Source organism: Halobacillus salinus (assembly GCF_004684905.1).
Lineage (GTDB): Bacteria > Bacillota > Bacilli > Bacillales > Halobacillaceae > Halobacillus > Halobacillus salinus.
The window spans coordinates 1,722,268-1,738,057 of record NZ_SRJC01000001.1 but is presented as its reverse complement, the minus strand read 5'-3'; the positions used below and the strand labels follow the sequence as shown (position 1 = coordinate 1,738,057).

The window sequence follows — 15,790 nt, the reverse complement described above, 5'->3', positions numbered from 1 at the left end:
TGGGAAGAGCCTCGCCTATCATATCGACAATAGATCTACCTATAATGTATTTCATTTCGAATTAATTATCTTTAGATAAGTTGAAGTGTAATTTGATTCTATTTGTGTACCCATTTATGAAGAAGCGACGATACAATTCTAATATATAGTTTATCTTTACTAATCTTTTTTAAAATGTTAAAATTTGATTTTGATATTAAGGGGGGGATAAAGTATGGTAGAATCGAAGACACAAAAAGCTTTGCAATATATAGCCTGGGCTATAATCCCGGTGACTGTAATAATATCTATTATGTTATTTAACGCTGAGACTACAGTCTACAGTGAGTTTGGTGATTATTCAGAACCTGATCCTAACTCTTGGATTTATGGAATAGTAGCGCTACTTACAGGTGGATTTTGGGCTACATTGTTATTTGCAGCAGCTGAAGCACTAGGGTATTTACAAAAGACTAGTTACTACATAGCAAAATCACACTCAAACATTAAGAGTATTAAAATTTCCAGAGAAGAAGAAAATAGTGCATGATTTTTTAGCGAACTATAAGAAACTACTACTCCAACCATTTTTTGGAATTTTATTATTTATACAAATACAATGATCAAATCCTAAACCTAAACATGTTGGTTGGTGAATTAGTTAGAATCATTTATTACTAATCGATAAAGGGTGAGGAGAAGAATGCATGCTAGAGAATTAATTTCGGGGTTAGTCGAACTGCTTGCAAATTCTCTTAGAAAGAGGAAGGAGCTAAGAATAGGTGTTTTACTCTTGTCTGCAAGCACTATAATAGCTGATGCAGTGATTTTAATTATAAAGGATCTTGATGAGAATTTAATTGCGGTAAGTATAGTTGTGGGATTGATTTCGTTATTATTCTTGGTATCTTCCATTCTTGGTTTTTCAGAGGAAGCTGTAAGTATCAAAAATCCTTTTGAAATAGAGTTGAAACACCTATCGAAAGAGAGGGAAGAACTAAAGAAAAAGTTCAATCATGTAGAGTCAGGTGCAGAAGATAATGTATTTAACACAGTTCAGATTAACCTTAATCAAACAACAGAATACTATACCATTAATAAGAGTCAAGCTAGAAGCAGTTTTACAGCTAGTTTAACCGCAATCATAGCGGGGTTAATTACAATTTTAGCTGGGGTATGGTTTATTTACATGGGTGACAATATTACTTCCTCTGTTATTTCAGTCTCAGTTGGTGCACTATTAGAAGTAATTGGAGGGATGTACTTTCATCTTTATAATAAAAGTATAAAACAATTAAATTACTTCTATGGAAAACTAGAAAAGATGCAGGATACTATGTTAGCGATTGAATTGACTGAACAAATAACTAATGATGAAAAGAAGATTGAGATGCAGGAAAAAGCAATTTTGGCTTTATTAGAAAGAAGTAAAAATATAAAATAAAGTAGTTTAGAAACCTTAGATTCCAGGCTAGTTAGCCATACGTTAATCTAAGGTTTCTTTATTATGACCCTCGAAAACTATCTAGAAGATGTTTGCTTCAAATATTACTCAGGTAATTTAGGAATTATGGGCTTTAATAAAACCATATATTTTTTTAGTTACTTCTTGAGCTTCACCCGACAAATCTTCAAAGATATTCGTGTGTTCAATTACTTTTTTGCAAAAGTTCACTTTATCTGTAATAGTCCCGGACTTAGCACTGTAATTTCCTCTTCTGTTTTGATCATGAAGTTTGCTTTCTATGAATTTACCAATGGGTTCCTTTTAAATTCCTTTTCATCAAATTCTGCAATATCTAAATCACTCTGTTCGACACCTTCATAATCAGCGATAACTTCGAGTAACACTTTCTTCGAAATTAAGTTTTCAATTTCTCTACAATTCAAGCAGTAATAAAACTTCTTGCTCAATAAGTTTTCAAGTCTTCAATAAGATAGGATGAATCACCATCTGGACTGATTTTCTTAAGGATCAAGTAGTAAAAAGCACCGAGTATTTCATCAGGAAGTGAACTATATAAAGAGAGTTTATCCAACCAAATCATTCCTTGTTTCTAGGTTTAATACTTTGTACACTAACCTAAAAATTCTGATAAAATAAATAATGGGAATGGAGGAAGAGATTTGGTTAAGGGCATTAATTAAGGTAAGTCATATGCAACGCAAATAAAGCTGCAAACATAATGTAAGACAAAACGGTTAAAATCAGCCCATGCATAAGGTTGCGCCTCTCTGGGTGGCATTTAGAAATAAAAAACCAGCTCCACAAGTGCTGGAAAGGATGGAGGATGACTTAACCGACAATGATTGTCTTTGCGAATAGGTGATATATCGGTTAGCCTCTTGTGCTATTATCTCTTTTAATGAAGCAATTTATTCGTCTTTTGGTAGTAATGCAGTGTCATTAAATCCGCAATCAGGGCACTGCAACCATAGGATGTAAGCTATCTTTTCCGAGAATTCTTTCTGGACGGTTTGGTTGATTGTTACTTCGGGGTGGAAACATTTGTTGCATCTTTTGGAGAGGGGGTGTCCGACTTTGTAATCGCTCATAATCTACGCTCCTAAATCTAAGGTGAAAACAAAAAGCCGAGAGCAGAGCCCTCGACTTTGAGTGTGGTAATTCCATTATAATATGGGGGCATGGCTTTATGCGATTGAATCAGCTGCCGATAGAAATACAAAATGGAAAGATTTCCATAGAAGTGGATGTTCAAGAAGAGAATGGAGCGATATGTGTTGTATATAGTGGCGGGAAGGCAAAAGTAACACTTCTGCCAGGTCATGGTGAGACGAAAGTCATTACTCATCAAGGTAAGGTGAAAAGAGTTAAGTTTGATGAGGGGGAAGAAACTTGAATTTAGATGTAGTTGTTGCTGCTGCTCTAGGTGCGTTAGGAACTATAATGGCGAGACTAGCTTTTAAGTGGATTATTGCATTCAAACACTCAAAGCAAGTTAAATACTTTTTGTTCGAGAGTATGAGGAGAACAGTGGTTTTATTAGATAAAATGTTACAAGAGGAAAAACAGGTGGCAATAGGGAATATGGAATTTAGGATGAAAAATATTAGATTAATTTCAGAGTTGCTAAGTGAAATGGATATAAATTCAATATCCACTAAAGATGTATATGGTCTTTATAGAGTTCGTGAGAGTATAGAAGAAGTTTTATACGACTTGAATATATTTCACCAAAACTACATAAAGCTTCAAGAATTTGAAGTGAACCTTACCATGGTCGAGATGAGTGCTCAAGAAAAGAAAGTGAATAGGAAGGAGTTGAAAAGGTGTAAAATTCAACTTGATTCTGATTATGATCGTCTTGTTAAGCAGGTGGAAGATTATATAGCGAAATGTTATGTAGCAAAGTCTAAATACAAGACTTTAATTAAAATAATTTATAAAAATAATAAACTTGAAGGATTTGGGTTGAAGGAGACCAGAGAAAACGAATATTTTTAAAAAATAGATATATGAGGAGGAAATTTCTTGAGTCCAATAGACGTAAATATTGTTAAATCTTGTACTGGGATTGAATGTGTAACTCTAAAGGATTGGTTTTCAATAATAGGTACTATCTTAGGTGCAACACTAGGAGCGGGGTTGGGTTCATTAGGTTCTTATTTGTTATTTAAAAGAAAACTAAGTGAAGAGGGTAAAAAAACTAAAAGGGAATTTCATAAAGAATACAAAAGGGTTAACAAACTCTTAGAGCTAGTAATAGATCAACTAGATCAGTTGTATTCAAGTTGGGAGTCACACAAAGAAAAAAAGCCTTTTCTCGTTATTGTTTCAAGTCTATTACAAAGAGTTAGAAAAGAGATATTAAATATACCACACCAATCTATACCTGATGATATATTTGATAATGTAGAAGAGTTAGAGGACGAAATAGGCTGCATGGAAGCTAATGTTAATTTCTTTCATATTGGAGGGGAGTATGTCGAGAAGCCAAAATATTTGATAGAGTTCAAGGAAAGTTTAGATAAAATAAAACAACTTCGAACTGAAATTGATAAATTTAAAAAAGATGGATAGTTCTACAGCCCACTGGAGGACACAAATTAAGCGAATTACACTCTTGGTTTTGTATCCATTTTTTGTTTTTGGGAGGAAGTTCCCCGTTCTGTGTCGTATATTGCGAGTGTAAGGGAAAAATAACCAGCTTACCAAATCACGGGGAGACGAAAGTGATTACGCACCAGGGAAAGGTGAAGAGGGTTAAGTTTGATGAGGGGGAAGATTTTTGACTAAGAACAGAGTTAATAGATTACTAGCAGAATTTGCAGACAAAGAATCATTATATGATAACTACTCAAATGCTTTGAAATATTTGATTGATCGACTTTTAGAAACCAAAGGTATTTATGTACACAGTGTAGATACTAGAGTGAAAGATTACTACAGTTTCAAGAAAAAAATTGAGGATAGAAATAAATATACATCAATAAAAGATGTTACAGATATTGTAGGAGTTAGAATAATTACATATTTTGAGGATGACGTTGATAAGGTCGCTGAGATTTTTAAAGATGAATTCAATATTGATTGGCATAATTCTATTGATAAAAGAGAGAAAACCAACCCTGACACATTCGGATATGCTTCTTTGCATTATATTGTGAACTTACCTGAAGAACGTTTGGAATTGGTTGAGTATCAAGAGTTCAATAGCTTGAAGGCTGAAGTTCAGATTAGATCAATTCTCCAACATGCTTGGGCAGAAATTGAACATGATTTAGGGTATAAAAGCAAAATTGAAGCACCTTTTGAAATAAGGAGAGACTTCTCGAGAGTAGCTAGTCTTCTTGAGACAGCAGACAAAGAGTTTAAGAATATCAGAATTAACTTGGAAAGATTAGAGAGTAAGATTAATGAGGAGATGGAACAAAATAATTTTGAAATCGACGTGAATAAAGCTTCATTAAAATCTTACATTGCAAAGAGTGCTCTTGTAGAAACTTTAGATGAAAAAATTGCAGAAGTGGGTGGTACTGGTATAGAATTCCCGAATGATTCTTATCTTAATAGTTTGCTAGAGGAATTAAATCATCTTGGGATTACAAACGTCAACTCTTTAAATGAATTACTGGCGGAAAACCAAAGCAATATTATTCATATAGCACAGCAGTTATTTGAAGAGGAAGAAAATGATTATGAAAAGTACCTGCACAGGGGGATTTCAATATACTATTTAGGTTATGTGCTAGTCTCTACTGAGAGCAACATTGATAAAATAAAATCTTATCTATCTGCTAATAATATTGAATTTGGTGCAAGAAGAGAGAAATTGGCTAGGAAACTTTTTGAAGCTAGTCAATCACTATCTTCATAGTAAAGAACGAGGATAGAATACGCCTATATACTATTCAATGTTGTTCTACCAGCCAACTGGAGGACACAGATTAAGCGTAGTACACGCTTGGTTTGTGTCCTTTAGGAGTGTCAGCATGAATAAAAAACAAATCGAGAATACACTACGTGACTATAACTGGATGCTAAATGAAATAAAACGTCAAAGAGGTTTGTTGGAAGATGCCGGTACAAATCTCGTTGCTCAATCAGGAATAGAACCAGTAATGCCTAAAGCGAATGGAGAGACTGAGGATCCGGTTTCACAGGAAGTAGTCCGTCGTGATAAGAAAAACAAGTGGGTCAGTAAGCTCGAACATAAAGTTCTTTTTATTTAAGAAAGTCTCTCGATCATAGAGGACGAACGAGAAAGAGCGGTGTTAGAATGCTTACTTGACGGCATGAGTATGGTGGCAATTGGCCATCATATGGGGTTATCGAGAAGGCATGTGTATAATTTGAAGGGCAACATTGTATTTGCTTTTAGTAAAGGAAGGATTTAACACTGTGTTTGTCGAAGTTTGTTGTGACAAAGTAAAAGGTTGGTGGTAGTTTGAGGTGGGAAAACTGTAAGCGGTGTGGAAGTAACAGAGTAATCTCTAGAAGCGGTGGCAGTTTTTTAACAAGAGTTGCTTTTTTCTTTTTTGTATTTGCAGTATTTTATGCACTTATGCTCGAAGGTTCCTTGATTCAAAATCTATTCAGCGTTGTTAATGTGTTCTCTATGGTTTCAGCACTTTTCTTTTTGATGGGATTGTTGGTTCAGTGGCTTACGAATGGTTTGTTCTGTAAAGATTGTGAGTTTAACTGGGTTCCTAAAAATTAATAATGATCTATTGGGTTGGTGTGTATTAGAAAATTTCACACTTTACACACTTTTCCTCTTTAGTTACAACACCTTTATTCTAAATGTAAACTGGAGGGCAGGACGGATAGGAAGTAATACTTTAGGCAGAAAACATAAATTACTTTAGCAGGCACCCTTGCGGGTGCCATAATAATTAATATTACTTTCTTAATTTTGTAATCATATGTTTAATGACTTCATCATTTTTCAAATCCTTAACATCATCCCTTACTTGGTCGTATGTTATTCGGGATTTTGTTTCGACATCCTCAACAATTTTCGGAGTTATACTTCCGATTGAAGTAAGGTATACTAAATAATTTGCATTCTCAACGTTTACAATATGCAAGCTGGCTTTATTGTTTTCTAACCAAACTGAAGACATAATCTCACCTCCTTCTACTATATATTCTATTTCAATTATCTATTTTCCTTTTTTGGGGAAGGTGAGTTGTAAGTTTATGTCGAATTATTAGGGTAGAAAGGAGGGAGGGAATGGGCGAAATATAATGTGATGTTTTATGCTACAGGCGCAGAATTGGGAGGTACTGTAGTTGAAAGCTCTAGCGAAAAAGAAACTTATGTACAAGCTACGAAAGATACGAAGAACGACCAAATAGTCTCTGAAGAGAGAGGGAGGCTTTTTATAATAAAAGTTGCGGCTATTACTCATGTTGTAGTTGGTAAAGTTGAAAGGCCTCGGTTTGGTTAATGTTACGCACCCCATTGTGGGGTGTTTTTTTAATCAGTAAAAAGGGTGGTGGTATGCCATAAGTAAGAAAATGAGTCTTAAACAGAAAAGGTTCGCTGATGAGTATATCATCACCGGGAACATTGAACAGTCTGCGGTAGAAACAGGTTATAGCAAAAACTATGCTAGGGCACAGTCGCATAAATTGTTGGCTAATGTTGGCGTGAAATCCTATAAAGCAAACGACTCGAAGAAATTAGGAGTGAGAAGGTCGCTGATCAACAAGAGGTCATGGAATACCTTACTGCTGTTATGAGAGGCCAAGTAACCGATGAGCACCTCCTTGTTATTGGCGACGGTGACTTCGGTTCTGAAGTCGAGCGTCATAACAAGCGATCGGATACTAGTGACCGAACCAAAGCAGCTAAATTACTCGGCAAGCGTTATGTCATGTGGACAGACAAAAACCAAGTCGAAAACATCACTCCTGAATTGATAGAGGATGTACCGGACGATGACGACTAAGCAACGGCCGCGCATTTCTATTATCAAAACCATAGGGAAAGGTTACAACCGGTTATGGAATAACAAACAGTTCTATCGAGTGGTTAAAGGCTCTAGGGGTAGTAAGAAATCGAAAACAACAGCCCTCAATTTCATTCATCGGATAATGAAGTATCCTTGGGCGAACCTCTTGGTGATTAGGCGTTATTCGAACACGAACAAACAATTAACTTATACAGATTTAAAATGGGCAGCCTCCAAATTGGGGGTTGCTCATTTTTTTAAGTTCAACGAATCGCTTCCGGAGATCACCCACAAGCCAACTGGACAGAAGATACTGTTTTGAGGTCTGGACTATGAGTTGAAGATTACGTCCATTACAGTGGATGTTGGGATATTATCCTGGGCTTGGTTTGAGGAAGCTTATCAGATCGAAACAGAAGAAAAATTCCGGACAGTCGTTGAATCGATTCGTGGTAAATATGACTCGCCGGACTTCTTCAAACAAATCACAGTTACGTTCAACCCATGGTCCGAGAGACACTGGCTTAAAAGAGTTTTCTTCGAATGCTGACCAAAGATATTTACGATATGCTAGTGAAAAAAGGGATGAAAGTATCTTGCTTTTTTATTGAAGACTTTTTTGTCATTCAATTCAGACAAATGGTACCATACAAGTAAAGTCCCTTTTTGATAGTAGATACAAGTAGCAAAGGAGGAGATGGAAAATGCTTTTTCTAGTCATTGTCGTCGGTTTAATAGTTTTATTCTTAGCAAGAGACCAAAAACAGACAGATCGACACCAAGAAAATCAAGAGAAATTCAAACATCTCGAAGAACGTATTGAACAGCTGGAGCAACAACTGAAAAATACATAAGTCAGTTATGCTCTCTAATAATTGGTTATCTATGTACAGAACCCACCTCTCTTCTGGATGAGGAAAGTATAGCAAAAGGTAAATTTATTGACAATCGCCTACTGTTCTTCTAGATCAAATATCAATAAATTTGCTGTTAAAATCAGCTCGATTTCAGCCGATAATAAATTGTATACATAGAAACAAGTTGCTATACTTTTTCTATACCAGTTTATGATGAAGAGGGGCGTTTTCTATGCAATTTAGTGCCTTGTCTTTAGATAGTAACCGAATTAACGTGATCGGATCCTATTCGGTTCGTCAAGACGAAACAATTGTTATTGAGCTTGAAAAGAAGTTGACGAAAAGTTTTATTCAACAACAGACTTCGAAGAACATTCAGCGTATCCGCATTCATACGGCTGACCAGCAAACAACTGCAATCGTGTTTCGCGGTCCATTTCGAATGAGTGAGCAATATGGAATACTCATATTCGAACGAGAATTGTAGATATTTACGGAATGTAAATATTATTTTTACATAATAAAAAGGTTAAGTTTTCTTGAACAGTGGTATGTACAGTATATCCCCTGAGAAATCACATAAGATTGGGTGATGGAGGTGATTGTATGAATATTGCCGCTACAAACTTGACCAGAGGCGTAGAGAGCAGGCGTTATACTCTTGTTATGAAGCTTGAGGCTCTCGGATACACAGAAGATCGAGTGGGGAAACAGACGAAAGATATGACGTTGACAGAACTTGAGCAAATTTATATTAACGTAAGAGAACAGAGGAACGATTTATAAGGCCTTATGTAGGAAGCAATTATTTAAGTCATAATTAAGTAACCAGAGGGTGATGGATCCCTCTGGTTTTTTCTTTGTGTGAGTCACCTTGAAACGGGTAGCGATGATGCACACATGTTCTATTAATTAATAATAAAAAGATGCGCCAACAATAATAAGAAGGATAAACAATACGACGATCAATACGAAAGTAGAACCTCCGTTGTATCCGCCGTAGCCACCTCCGTAACCACAACCACCATAACAGCTCATGACTTCACCACCTTTATGCTTCTATACAACAACGTATGTCGAATAGGTGGTGAATGTAAGGGCGCATGACTACTAAGGCTAGGAAGTTGCTTTCTCTTTCCGGTCATGTAATTCAGTTGGACGAAGCCATCTGACATTCTCTGTAGACTTCACATATGTCTTTAGCGTCTCTTTAATTTCTTGGATATGCTGTGTCATCGTCATGGCTGTCATATCCAGTTCCATCATCGTTGCCTGTTGCTCCATTATTTTTTCGGAAGAACCATTCGTATGATTCGATAGTTGTTCGGTCAGCTCGTAGATCAACTTGAATTTCTTCTGTGTTTCTACTTTCTCCCTCATTACTTGCTCCGAATGTGTCTGAACTTGTGTGGATTCTTCATGCAAGATTGTCACGTGTTTTAGTACATCATCGAAAATTCGGGTCATTTCTTCTGCTTTTTCTTTACCTTCTATTAATGTGGTAGTATCTGCTTGATAGGATTGGCGTTGCTCTGTAATACTTATATTCACATCTTCTATGACTGTTTCAATCGTATTTGCACTCTCTTTCACTTGCGCAGACAGCTTGCGGATCTCATCTGCTACGACCCCGAACCCTCTGCCATGCTCACCTGCTCTCGCAGCTTCGATGGAAGCGTTCAAAGCGAGTAGGTTGGTTTGGTTCGAAATGTACTCGATGGATCCGAGCGCGTCTGTAACTTTTTTCATTTGTGAAAGAAGCTTTTCATTGAAGCTTCCGAATTGGTCGGTTACACGAATAATCTCCGTAAATACGTGATTAAATTCATCTACTTTCTGTTTTCCTTGATTAGAAAGGGCCCTTACTTGATTGGACGTTTTGCTTGAAGTAAGGATCGTGTCACCAAGCGTCTGAATCATATCCTGTATCGTCGTCATCTGTTCGCGAAAGTCATTCAAATACGCTTGTTCGGTTTGGATATCTTGTACCATCGTCAAGAGTTTTTCGCTGACTTGTTCCGCTGATTGTGTGGCTTGCTGGTTCATCGTATTAAGGTGTTCACTGTGAGCTTCGACGTGACGTAACTCTTCCAATGAAGCGATAATTGCCTCGTGATTTATCGTAGAATCGTGATTAGAAGTACTCTCTACGTCTATGTCATCTGTATTAGCGCTCTGCCTTTGTACCATCAAGTATCCGTAGGTGAAAATGCTAGTAACTACTAGAAAGGTCGGAATAGAGAAAGTTAAAGGTAGGGTTGAAGCTACCAGGAATCCTGAAAGGGCATAACATACAATTCCAATTAAATAATGAACTGGTGGGTTGCTGCGGATCCACGTCATGCTGCCACTTTCCTTCTATCAGGTTGAATGATCTTTATTAATCGCATCGAAAAAGGGACGCCAATGGAATATACCATCGCAATCTTAATCAAATTGAAGGGAAGAATGACAAATAGGACAGCTGTCGTAAAATCGGTCGCCAGGGGATTGAACTTCGTAAACCCAGTGACGTATTGGGCTTCGCTTACTCCGAGCAACTCCATGATAGATGGCAGGATAAAGTAATAATTCAACAAGTACATAGATGCTAAAAAGATGGAAACGGAGGCGATGTAACTTCCAATATGGAGCCGTTTTTGCATCATATAAAAGGCTCCGATCACCCCGACTATTAAACTACCAGATAGGAAGTTTGCAATTTGACCTACTGGTAACCCTACATAACTGCCGTGAGATATGTAATCGACAATGTTTTTTAAGAATTGAATAAGTATACCAGCGAATGGTCCTAGGGTTACGGCTCCGACTAGTGCTGGAATATCACTTACGTCCAGCGTGAGAAATGGTGGGAAGAAAGGTACAGGGAATTTCAAATAGTATAGTAGAATGCTGATAGCCGATAAAATACCGATTGTAGTCATCCGTTGTAATTTAGACATTTCCATCTCGACTCAACTCCTTTATAAAATAGAAACAGGGAGGGGGGTGCCTCCCTGTTATTAAGCTAATTCTTTAGGTGATTTCGTGTGTTCTTTCAGCAACTGAACTGCTTGGTCTACCACCTTAGGGTTGGATGATTTAGCACCTCTGAAGTTACGACCTTCTTCAATCTCATGTACACCAAAACCGTCCAAGTCGTATGCGACCATCATCGACTTGAAGTTCGGTGCATCGATGACTAGGAACCATTCTCGGACCAGTTCGCTATCTGGCGGAATAGGAATGTACTCAATTCCGTCTTCCTGATCGACAGCTGCATCCGCTTCTCCGAAAATATGAACATTCGAATACTCCGTCATAGCTTGGAAACGATCAATGACATTCTGGGAACGTGAGAACTTCTGAAATCCTGCGTACACATTTCCTTTCAGCTTCTTCATAAGAACCATGTTCTCCATCATTAAACACATATACTCTAATTGCGGTACCTTCGACTCGAACTTGATCGATCCCGACTGTAGCTGTGATAGGTTCGCATTATCAAGCTTCTGCATTTCCCCTTCCATTACTCCGAAGCATTCTTTGAAGAGAGATAATTTTTCCATTTCCATAAATATTCCTCCTGAAATAAGCACTTTTATTCATCTTTCGATATGTATGAAGTTCATACATAAGACTTAAGTTGTAAATCATTTACCCTATACCATGATTCGAAAACCTTATATCGGAATAATTTTCTCAGAGGATGAAAAGCTTTCTTTTTTCTCTGAGAAATAGGGCAAATGAGATAAAAAAGAAAAAAACCGAGTGAGTTAATGAGGTTTGACCCTTTGTCCCCCAACTGTGTAAGCGCTTAACTTAATATTTGAATAATCCGATTGTTCAGAAAATTTACTGAAAAGCTGTTGACCTTGGTTCAGAATGGGTTTAAAGTAGTCCTCAATCAACTACACCGAAACGCAACCTGAGCGGATGGTTGATTCAGGAGAAAGACCTCTCTGAACTCTGGAAAAGCAGGAGTGCATGCCTGCTTCTCCAGGGTTCGCAAAAATCATAAATACCAAATTTCAACAAAGAAAGGAGTGCTGAGGATGAGCAGCCAATGGATTTACTTAGGCGGAGAATTCGTAAACAAGAACGAAGCCGTTGTATCAGTTTATGATCACGGTTTCTTATATGGAGACGGGGTGTTCGAAGGGATTCGTGTCTACGAAGGAAACATCTTTAAACTAGATGAACACCTCGACCGTCTATACGACTCGGCGAAATCGATCATGCTTTCTATCCCATATGAAAAGGAGGAGCTGGAATCGATTATTGCAGAGACGGTTCGTAAAAACGAGCTACAAACCGCCTATATCCGAGTCGTCATCTCACGAGGGTCTGGCAACTTAGGATTAGATCCGGTTAGTTGTTCAAATCCAAGAGTGGTTGTCATTGCAGAAGCACTCGCTTTATTTCCTAAAGAACTTTATGAACGAGGTGTCAGGCTTGCTTCGGTGTCTAGCAGAAGGAATCGACCGGATGTTTTACCTCCTCAAGTAAAATCACTGAACTATTTAAATAATATTCTGGTGAAAATGGAAGCAAATCAAGCAGGTGTAGATGAAGCCTTAATGTTAAATGATCAAGGTTACGTGACTGAGGGATCAGCGGATAATATCTTCATTGTGAAGAAAGGAACCATCTATACTCCTCCTACTTACTTAGGAGCGTTAGAAGGAATCACACGAAATGCCATCATGGATCTAGCCAGGAAGAAAGGCTACGATGTGAAAGAACAACCGTTTACAAGACACGATGTATATGTAGCGGACGAAGTGTTCCTGACCGGAACAGCAGCAGAGGTCATTGCAGCTGTAGAAGTGGACCAGAGGGAGATCGGAGACGGAAAACCAGGAGTCGTTACAAGTCACCTGCTATCCGAGTTTCGGAAAGTGACGACGACAGACGGTTATAAAGTGTATGAAAAGAATCAAGCTCATGTTAGTTGAAAGAAAAATTTCATAACTTGCTAACACGATGATAGGAATAAAGGAACAGGGACTTGTATTCCCAGAGAGCCGGGGTTGCTGGAAGCCCGGAAATGCAAGCTGTTCCGACATCGTCCTTGAGTGTCCTTGCTGAAAGTCGAGTAGGCAGGACCGGGTGTTTCGTCGCACCTGTTATCAAAAGGGACTTAATTCAAGTCCCATGAGGTGAAGCTTTTAGCTTCATGAACGAGGGTGGTACCGTGAAAATAAAGACTTTTTCACCCCTCTTCTTCCCTGTCCCTTTCTGTGGACTTGGAAGTTAGAGAGGGAGAAAAAGTCTTTTTTATTTTATTAATTTTAGGAGGGATGAAACGTGAAGGCTGGGGCAAGTCTTAAGGAACTGACAGCTGTTCAAACGGGAGCAGATTTGTTGGTGCACGCATTGATCGAAGAGGGAGTAGATACACTGTTTGGATATCCAGGTGGTGCTGTATTACCAATCTATGATGCGCTTTACCGAGCGAGGGAAAGTTTTGATCATGTCCTTCCAAGGCATGAACAAGGTGCGATTCATGCAGCAGAAGGATATGCAAGAGTATCCAAGCGTCCTGGAGTAGTCATCGGAACATCAGGACCGGGAGCTACTAACCTGATCACGGGTATAGCAGACGCCATGATGGATTCGATTCCATTGGTAATCTTTACTGGCCAGGTAGCAAAAGGGGTCATCGGGACAGATGCATTCCAAGAATCCGACGTTATGGGAATCACGACACCGATTACGAAACACAATTATCAAGTTCAGGAATTAGAAGAGTTGCCTAGAATCGTGAAAGAAGCCTTTCACATTGCAACGACTGGCAGACCTGGTCCAGTTGTAGTTGACATCCCTAAGGATATATCGGCATCCATCCAGAAGTCGAAAGTAACCAATGACTTTCACTTACCGGGCTATCAGCCGACTGTGAAACCTAATCCATTACAAATCAGCAAACTTCACGACGCTTTGGTTCAAGCGAAGAAACCAGTTGTTCTCGCAGGATCCGGTGTCATTCATGCGGAAGCTTCAGAAGAGCTGATCGAATTCGTACAGAACTATCAACTTCCTGTAACAACAACCTTGCTAGGTCTTGGCAGCTATCCAGGGAGTGATGATTTGTCCCTTGGCATGGCAGGGATGCACGGAACATATCCAGCAAATATGGCTTTATACGAATGTGACTTGTTAATCAATATCGGAGCTCGCTTCGATGACAGATTGACAGGAAACTTAGAGCATTTCGCTCCTCAGGCGACTGTTGCACATATTGACATCGATCCTGCAGAGATCGGAAAGAATGTTCGAACAGCGATTCCTATCGTGTCAGATGCCAAAGAGGCTTTGACTTCATTAAATGGAAAAACCGTACAAGTGCTCGATCATCAAAGCTGGATGGCACAGATCGAATCCAACAAGCGGGACTATCCGCTTTGGCACGACCAACCACAAGAGTCGATCGTCCCGCAGTGGTTACTGAAAAAAGTACATGAGTACACAAAAGGCGAAGCAGTGGTTACAACAGACGTAGGCCAGCACCAAATGTGGGCCGCTCAATATTACTCCTTCGATCGACCTAACAGATGGGTGACATCAGGAGGGCTTGGAACAATGGGGTTCGGATTTCCTGCTGCTATAGGAGCTCAGCTCGGAGACCCCGACTCGACTTGCGTTGCCATTGTAGGAGATGGCGGATTTCAAATGACATTGCAGGAACTATCTGTTTTGCAGGAGCGTCGCCTACCGGTGAAAATCATCATCGTGAACAACCAGGCGCTCGGAATGGTTCGCCAGTGGCAGGAGAAGTTCTACGAAGAAAGGTATTCGGAGTCTATCATCGATACACAGCCTGATTTTGTGAAGCTTGCTGAAAGTTACCAACTGAACGGCTATCGGCTGGATTCCCAGAAAGATATCGAAGAAAAACTCCCTGGCATTCTGGCTGACGATCAACCGGCTGTCGTAGACTGCCGCGTTCTTCAGAAAGAAAATGTCTATCCGATGATCGCTCCTGGTAAAGGGTTGCATCAGATGATTGGGGTGAAAAAATGAGGCGTATTGTGACAGCCACGGTTCATAACAGGAGTGGCGTATTGAACAGAGTGACAGGGCTGCTTGCCAAGCGGCAGTTCAACATCGAGAGCATTTCCGTTGGTCGGACGGAAACAGAAGGTGTTTCAAAGATGACCTTCGTCGTAGAAGTCGAAGATGAGCGGAAACTGGAGCAACTCACCAAACAGTTGAACAAACAGATCGATGTGCTGAAGGTATCTGATATTACAGATAAAGCGATTGTGGCACGAGAGCTTGCGATGGTGAAAGTGATCAGCAACCCTCAAATCAGAAGTGAGATCCAAGGCATTATTGAACCATTCCGTGCCTCCATTATAGATGTGAGTAAAGAAAGCATTACGGTTCAGGTCACTGGTAAATCGGATAAAGTAGATGCCTTGATCGATCTACTGAGACCTTACGGGGTGAAAGAGTTAGCACGTACCGGCTTGACGGCCTTTACCAGAGGTCATCAACCGCAAGTTACAGAATTCAAACCACATTCATTATTAAAATAGAAGGGGAGT

Annotated in this window: 22 protein-coding genes and 2 pseudogenes; 18 read left to right on the top strand and 6 right to left on the bottom strand. The window is 39.0% G+C overall.

Annotated features, from left to right (window positions below):
• Nucleotides 1–214: 214 nt before the first annotated feature.
• Together E4663_RS09405 and E4663_RS09400 are read left to right on the top strand one after the other, a co-directional pair.
• Nucleotides 215–529 carry a hypothetical protein gene (locus tag E4663_RS09405; RefSeq protein ID WP_135327387.1) on the top strand — a complete coding sequence of 105 codons (315 nt, stop codon included), beginning with the start codon at nucleotides 215–217 and terminating at the stop codon, nucleotides 527–529.
• Between the two features lie 153 nt (nucleotides 530–682).
• Nucleotides 683–1,423 (top strand): TRADD-N-associated membrane domain-containing protein, encoded by a 741-nt coding sequence (locus E4663_RS09400; protein ID WP_135327386.1) that lies wholly within the window; start codon nucleotides 683–685, stop codon nucleotides 1,421–1,423.
• A gap of 932 nt (nucleotides 1,424–2,355) precedes the next feature.
• Here E4663_RS09400 and E4663_RS09395 read toward each other — a convergent pair.
• Entirely contained in the window at nucleotides 2,356–2,535 is a 180-nt protein-coding gene (locus tag E4663_RS09395; RefSeq protein WP_135327385.1) for a hypothetical protein, read from the bottom strand.
• A 98-nt stretch (nucleotides 2,536–2,633) separates the two neighbouring features.
• Here E4663_RS09395 and E4663_RS09390 point away from each other — a divergent pair, with 98 nt between their 5' ends.
• From E4663_RS09390 to E4663_RS20260, 7 genes are all read left to right on the top strand, one after another.
• Nucleotides 2,634–2,840 carry an XtrA/YqaO family protein gene (locus E4663_RS09390; protein ID WP_158290467.1) on the top strand — a complete coding sequence of 69 codons (207 nt, stop codon included), beginning with the start codon at nucleotides 2,634–2,636 and terminating at the stop codon, nucleotides 2,838–2,840.
• The gene (locus E4663_RS09385; protein ID WP_135327384.1) at nucleotides 2,837–3,445 is read left to right on the top strand and encodes a hypothetical protein; all 609 of its coding nucleotides are present in this window, start codon (nucleotides 2,837–2,839) and stop codon (nucleotides 3,443–3,445) included. The genes E4663_RS09390 and E4663_RS09385 overlap by 4 nt, the downstream gene beginning before the upstream one ends.
• Before the next feature lie 27 nt (nucleotides 3,446–3,472).
• Nucleotides 3,473–4,021 (top strand): hypothetical protein, encoded by a 549-nt coding sequence (locus E4663_RS09380; protein WP_135327383.1) that lies wholly within the window; start codon nucleotides 3,473–3,475, stop codon nucleotides 4,019–4,021.
• A gap of 62 nt (nucleotides 4,022–4,083) precedes the next feature.
• Entirely contained in the window at nucleotides 4,084–4,233 is a 150-nt protein-coding gene (locus E4663_RS19770) for an XtrA/YqaO family protein (protein WP_421803540.1), read from the top strand.
• Complete coding sequence (locus tag E4663_RS09375) at nucleotides 4,230–5,318, top strand: GTP pyrophosphokinase (RefSeq protein WP_135327382.1); 1,089 nt, start codon at nucleotides 4,230–4,232, stop codon at nucleotides 5,316–5,318. The genes E4663_RS19770 and E4663_RS09375 overlap by 4 nt, the downstream gene beginning before the upstream one ends.
• Before the next feature lie 115 nt (nucleotides 5,319–5,433).
• On the top strand, nucleotides 5,434–5,673 hold the full coding sequence (locus tag E4663_RS20155) for a hypothetical protein (protein WP_241657141.1): 240 nt from the start codon (nucleotides 5,434–5,436) through the stop codon (nucleotides 5,671–5,673).
• Between the two features lie 12 nt (nucleotides 5,674–5,685).
• Nucleotides 5,686–5,838, top strand: coding sequence for a helix-turn-helix domain-containing protein (locus E4663_RS20260; RefSeq protein WP_338323628.1), 153 nt, complete (start codon nucleotides 5,686–5,688; stop codon nucleotides 5,836–5,838).
• A gap of 504 nt (nucleotides 5,839–6,342) precedes the next feature.
• On the opposite strand, the gene E4663_RS09365 is transcribed toward E4663_RS20260, so the two are convergent.
• On the bottom strand, nucleotides 6,343–6,567 hold the full coding sequence (locus tag E4663_RS09365) for a hypothetical protein (RefSeq protein WP_135327381.1): 225 nt from the start codon (nucleotides 6,565–6,567) through the stop codon (nucleotides 6,343–6,345).
• 129 nt (nucleotides 6,568–6,696) lie between these two features.
• Here E4663_RS09365 and E4663_RS09360 point away from each other — a divergent pair, with 129 nt between their 5' ends.
• The 6 genes and pseudogenes from E4663_RS09360 (at nucleotide 6,697) to E4663_RS09340 (ending at nucleotide 9,044) form a co-directional block, all read left to right on the top strand.
• Nucleotides 6,697–6,894 carry a hypothetical protein gene (locus E4663_RS09360; RefSeq protein ID WP_135327380.1) on the top strand — a complete coding sequence of 66 codons (198 nt, stop codon included), beginning with the start codon at nucleotides 6,697–6,699 and terminating at the stop codon, nucleotides 6,892–6,894.
• 70 nt (nucleotides 6,895–6,964) lie between these two features.
• Nucleotides 6,965–7,398 (top strand): annotated as a pseudogene (locus E4663_RS09355) (terminase small subunit).
• Nucleotides 7,388–7,945, top strand: a pseudogene (locus tag E4663_RS09350) (PBSX family phage terminase large subunit); the annotation flags it as partial. The pseudogenes E4663_RS09355 and E4663_RS09350, both read left to right, overlap by 11 nt.
• 160 nt (nucleotides 7,946–8,105) lie before the next feature.
• Nucleotides 8,106–8,255 carry a hypothetical protein gene (locus E4663_RS19765; protein ID WP_158290466.1) on the top strand — a complete coding sequence of 50 codons (150 nt, stop codon included), beginning with the start codon at nucleotides 8,106–8,108 and terminating at the stop codon, nucleotides 8,253–8,255.
• A gap of 235 nt (nucleotides 8,256–8,490) precedes the next feature.
• Nucleotides 8,491–8,745, top strand: coding sequence for a hypothetical protein (locus E4663_RS09345; RefSeq protein WP_135327379.1), 255 nt, complete (start codon nucleotides 8,491–8,493; stop codon nucleotides 8,743–8,745).
• Nucleotides 8,746–8,864: 119 nt separating this feature from the next.
• Nucleotides 8,865–9,044 carry a hypothetical protein gene (locus tag E4663_RS09340; RefSeq protein WP_079480553.1) on the top strand — a complete coding sequence of 60 codons (180 nt, stop codon included), beginning with the start codon at nucleotides 8,865–8,867 and terminating at the stop codon, nucleotides 9,042–9,044.
• Between the two features lie 126 nt (nucleotides 9,045–9,170).
• Here the strand turns inward: E4663_RS09340 and E4663_RS09335 are convergent, their stop codons facing one another.
• The 4 genes from E4663_RS09335 to E4663_RS09320 form a co-directional block, all read right to left on the bottom strand.
• A complete protein-coding gene (locus tag E4663_RS09335) occupies nucleotides 9,171–9,296 on the bottom strand; it encodes a YjcZ family sporulation protein (protein ID WP_079480552.1) in 126 nt (41 codons plus the stop codon).
• A gap of 78 nt (nucleotides 9,297–9,374) precedes the next feature.
• Complete coding sequence (locus E4663_RS09330; RefSeq protein ID WP_135327378.1) at nucleotides 9,375–10,601, bottom strand: methyl-accepting chemotaxis protein; 1,227 nt, start codon at nucleotides 10,599–10,601, stop codon at nucleotides 9,375–9,377.
• The gene (locus tag E4663_RS09325; protein WP_241657140.1) at nucleotides 10,598–11,200 is read right to left on the bottom strand and encodes an ECF transporter S component; all 603 of its coding nucleotides are present in this window, start codon (nucleotides 11,198–11,200) and stop codon (nucleotides 10,598–10,600) included. The genes E4663_RS09330 and E4663_RS09325 overlap by 4 nt, the downstream gene beginning before the upstream one ends.
• Before the next feature lie 60 nt (nucleotides 11,201–11,260).
• Nucleotides 11,261–11,812, bottom strand: a complete 552-nt coding sequence (locus E4663_RS09320) for a DICT sensory domain-containing protein (protein ID WP_079480549.1) — start codon at nucleotides 11,810–11,812, stop codon at nucleotides 11,261–11,263.
• Nucleotides 11,813–12,292: 480 nt separating this feature from the next.
• On the opposite strand from E4663_RS09320, the gene ilvE reads away from it, so the two are divergent.
• The 3 genes from ilvE to ilvN all read left to right on the top strand — a co-directional run bounded on the left by ilvE (nucleotide 12,293) and on the right by ilvN (nucleotide 15,781).
• A complete protein-coding gene (gene ilvE / locus E4663_RS09315) occupies nucleotides 12,293–13,195 on the top strand; it encodes a branched-chain-amino-acid transaminase (RefSeq protein ID WP_135327376.1) in 903 nt (300 codons plus the stop codon).
• A gap of 352 nt (nucleotides 13,196–13,547) precedes the next feature.
• Entirely contained in the window at nucleotides 13,548–15,263 is a 1,716-nt protein-coding gene (ilvB, locus tag E4663_RS09310) for a biosynthetic-type acetolactate synthase large subunit (protein WP_135327375.1), read from the top strand.
• On the top strand, nucleotides 15,260–15,781 hold the full coding sequence (gene ilvN, locus E4663_RS09305; RefSeq protein WP_135327374.1) for an acetolactate synthase small subunit: 522 nt from the start codon (nucleotides 15,260–15,262) through the stop codon (nucleotides 15,779–15,781). The genes ilvB and ilvN overlap by 4 nt, the downstream gene beginning before the upstream one ends.
• Nucleotides 15,782–15,790: the final 9 nt, after the last annotated feature.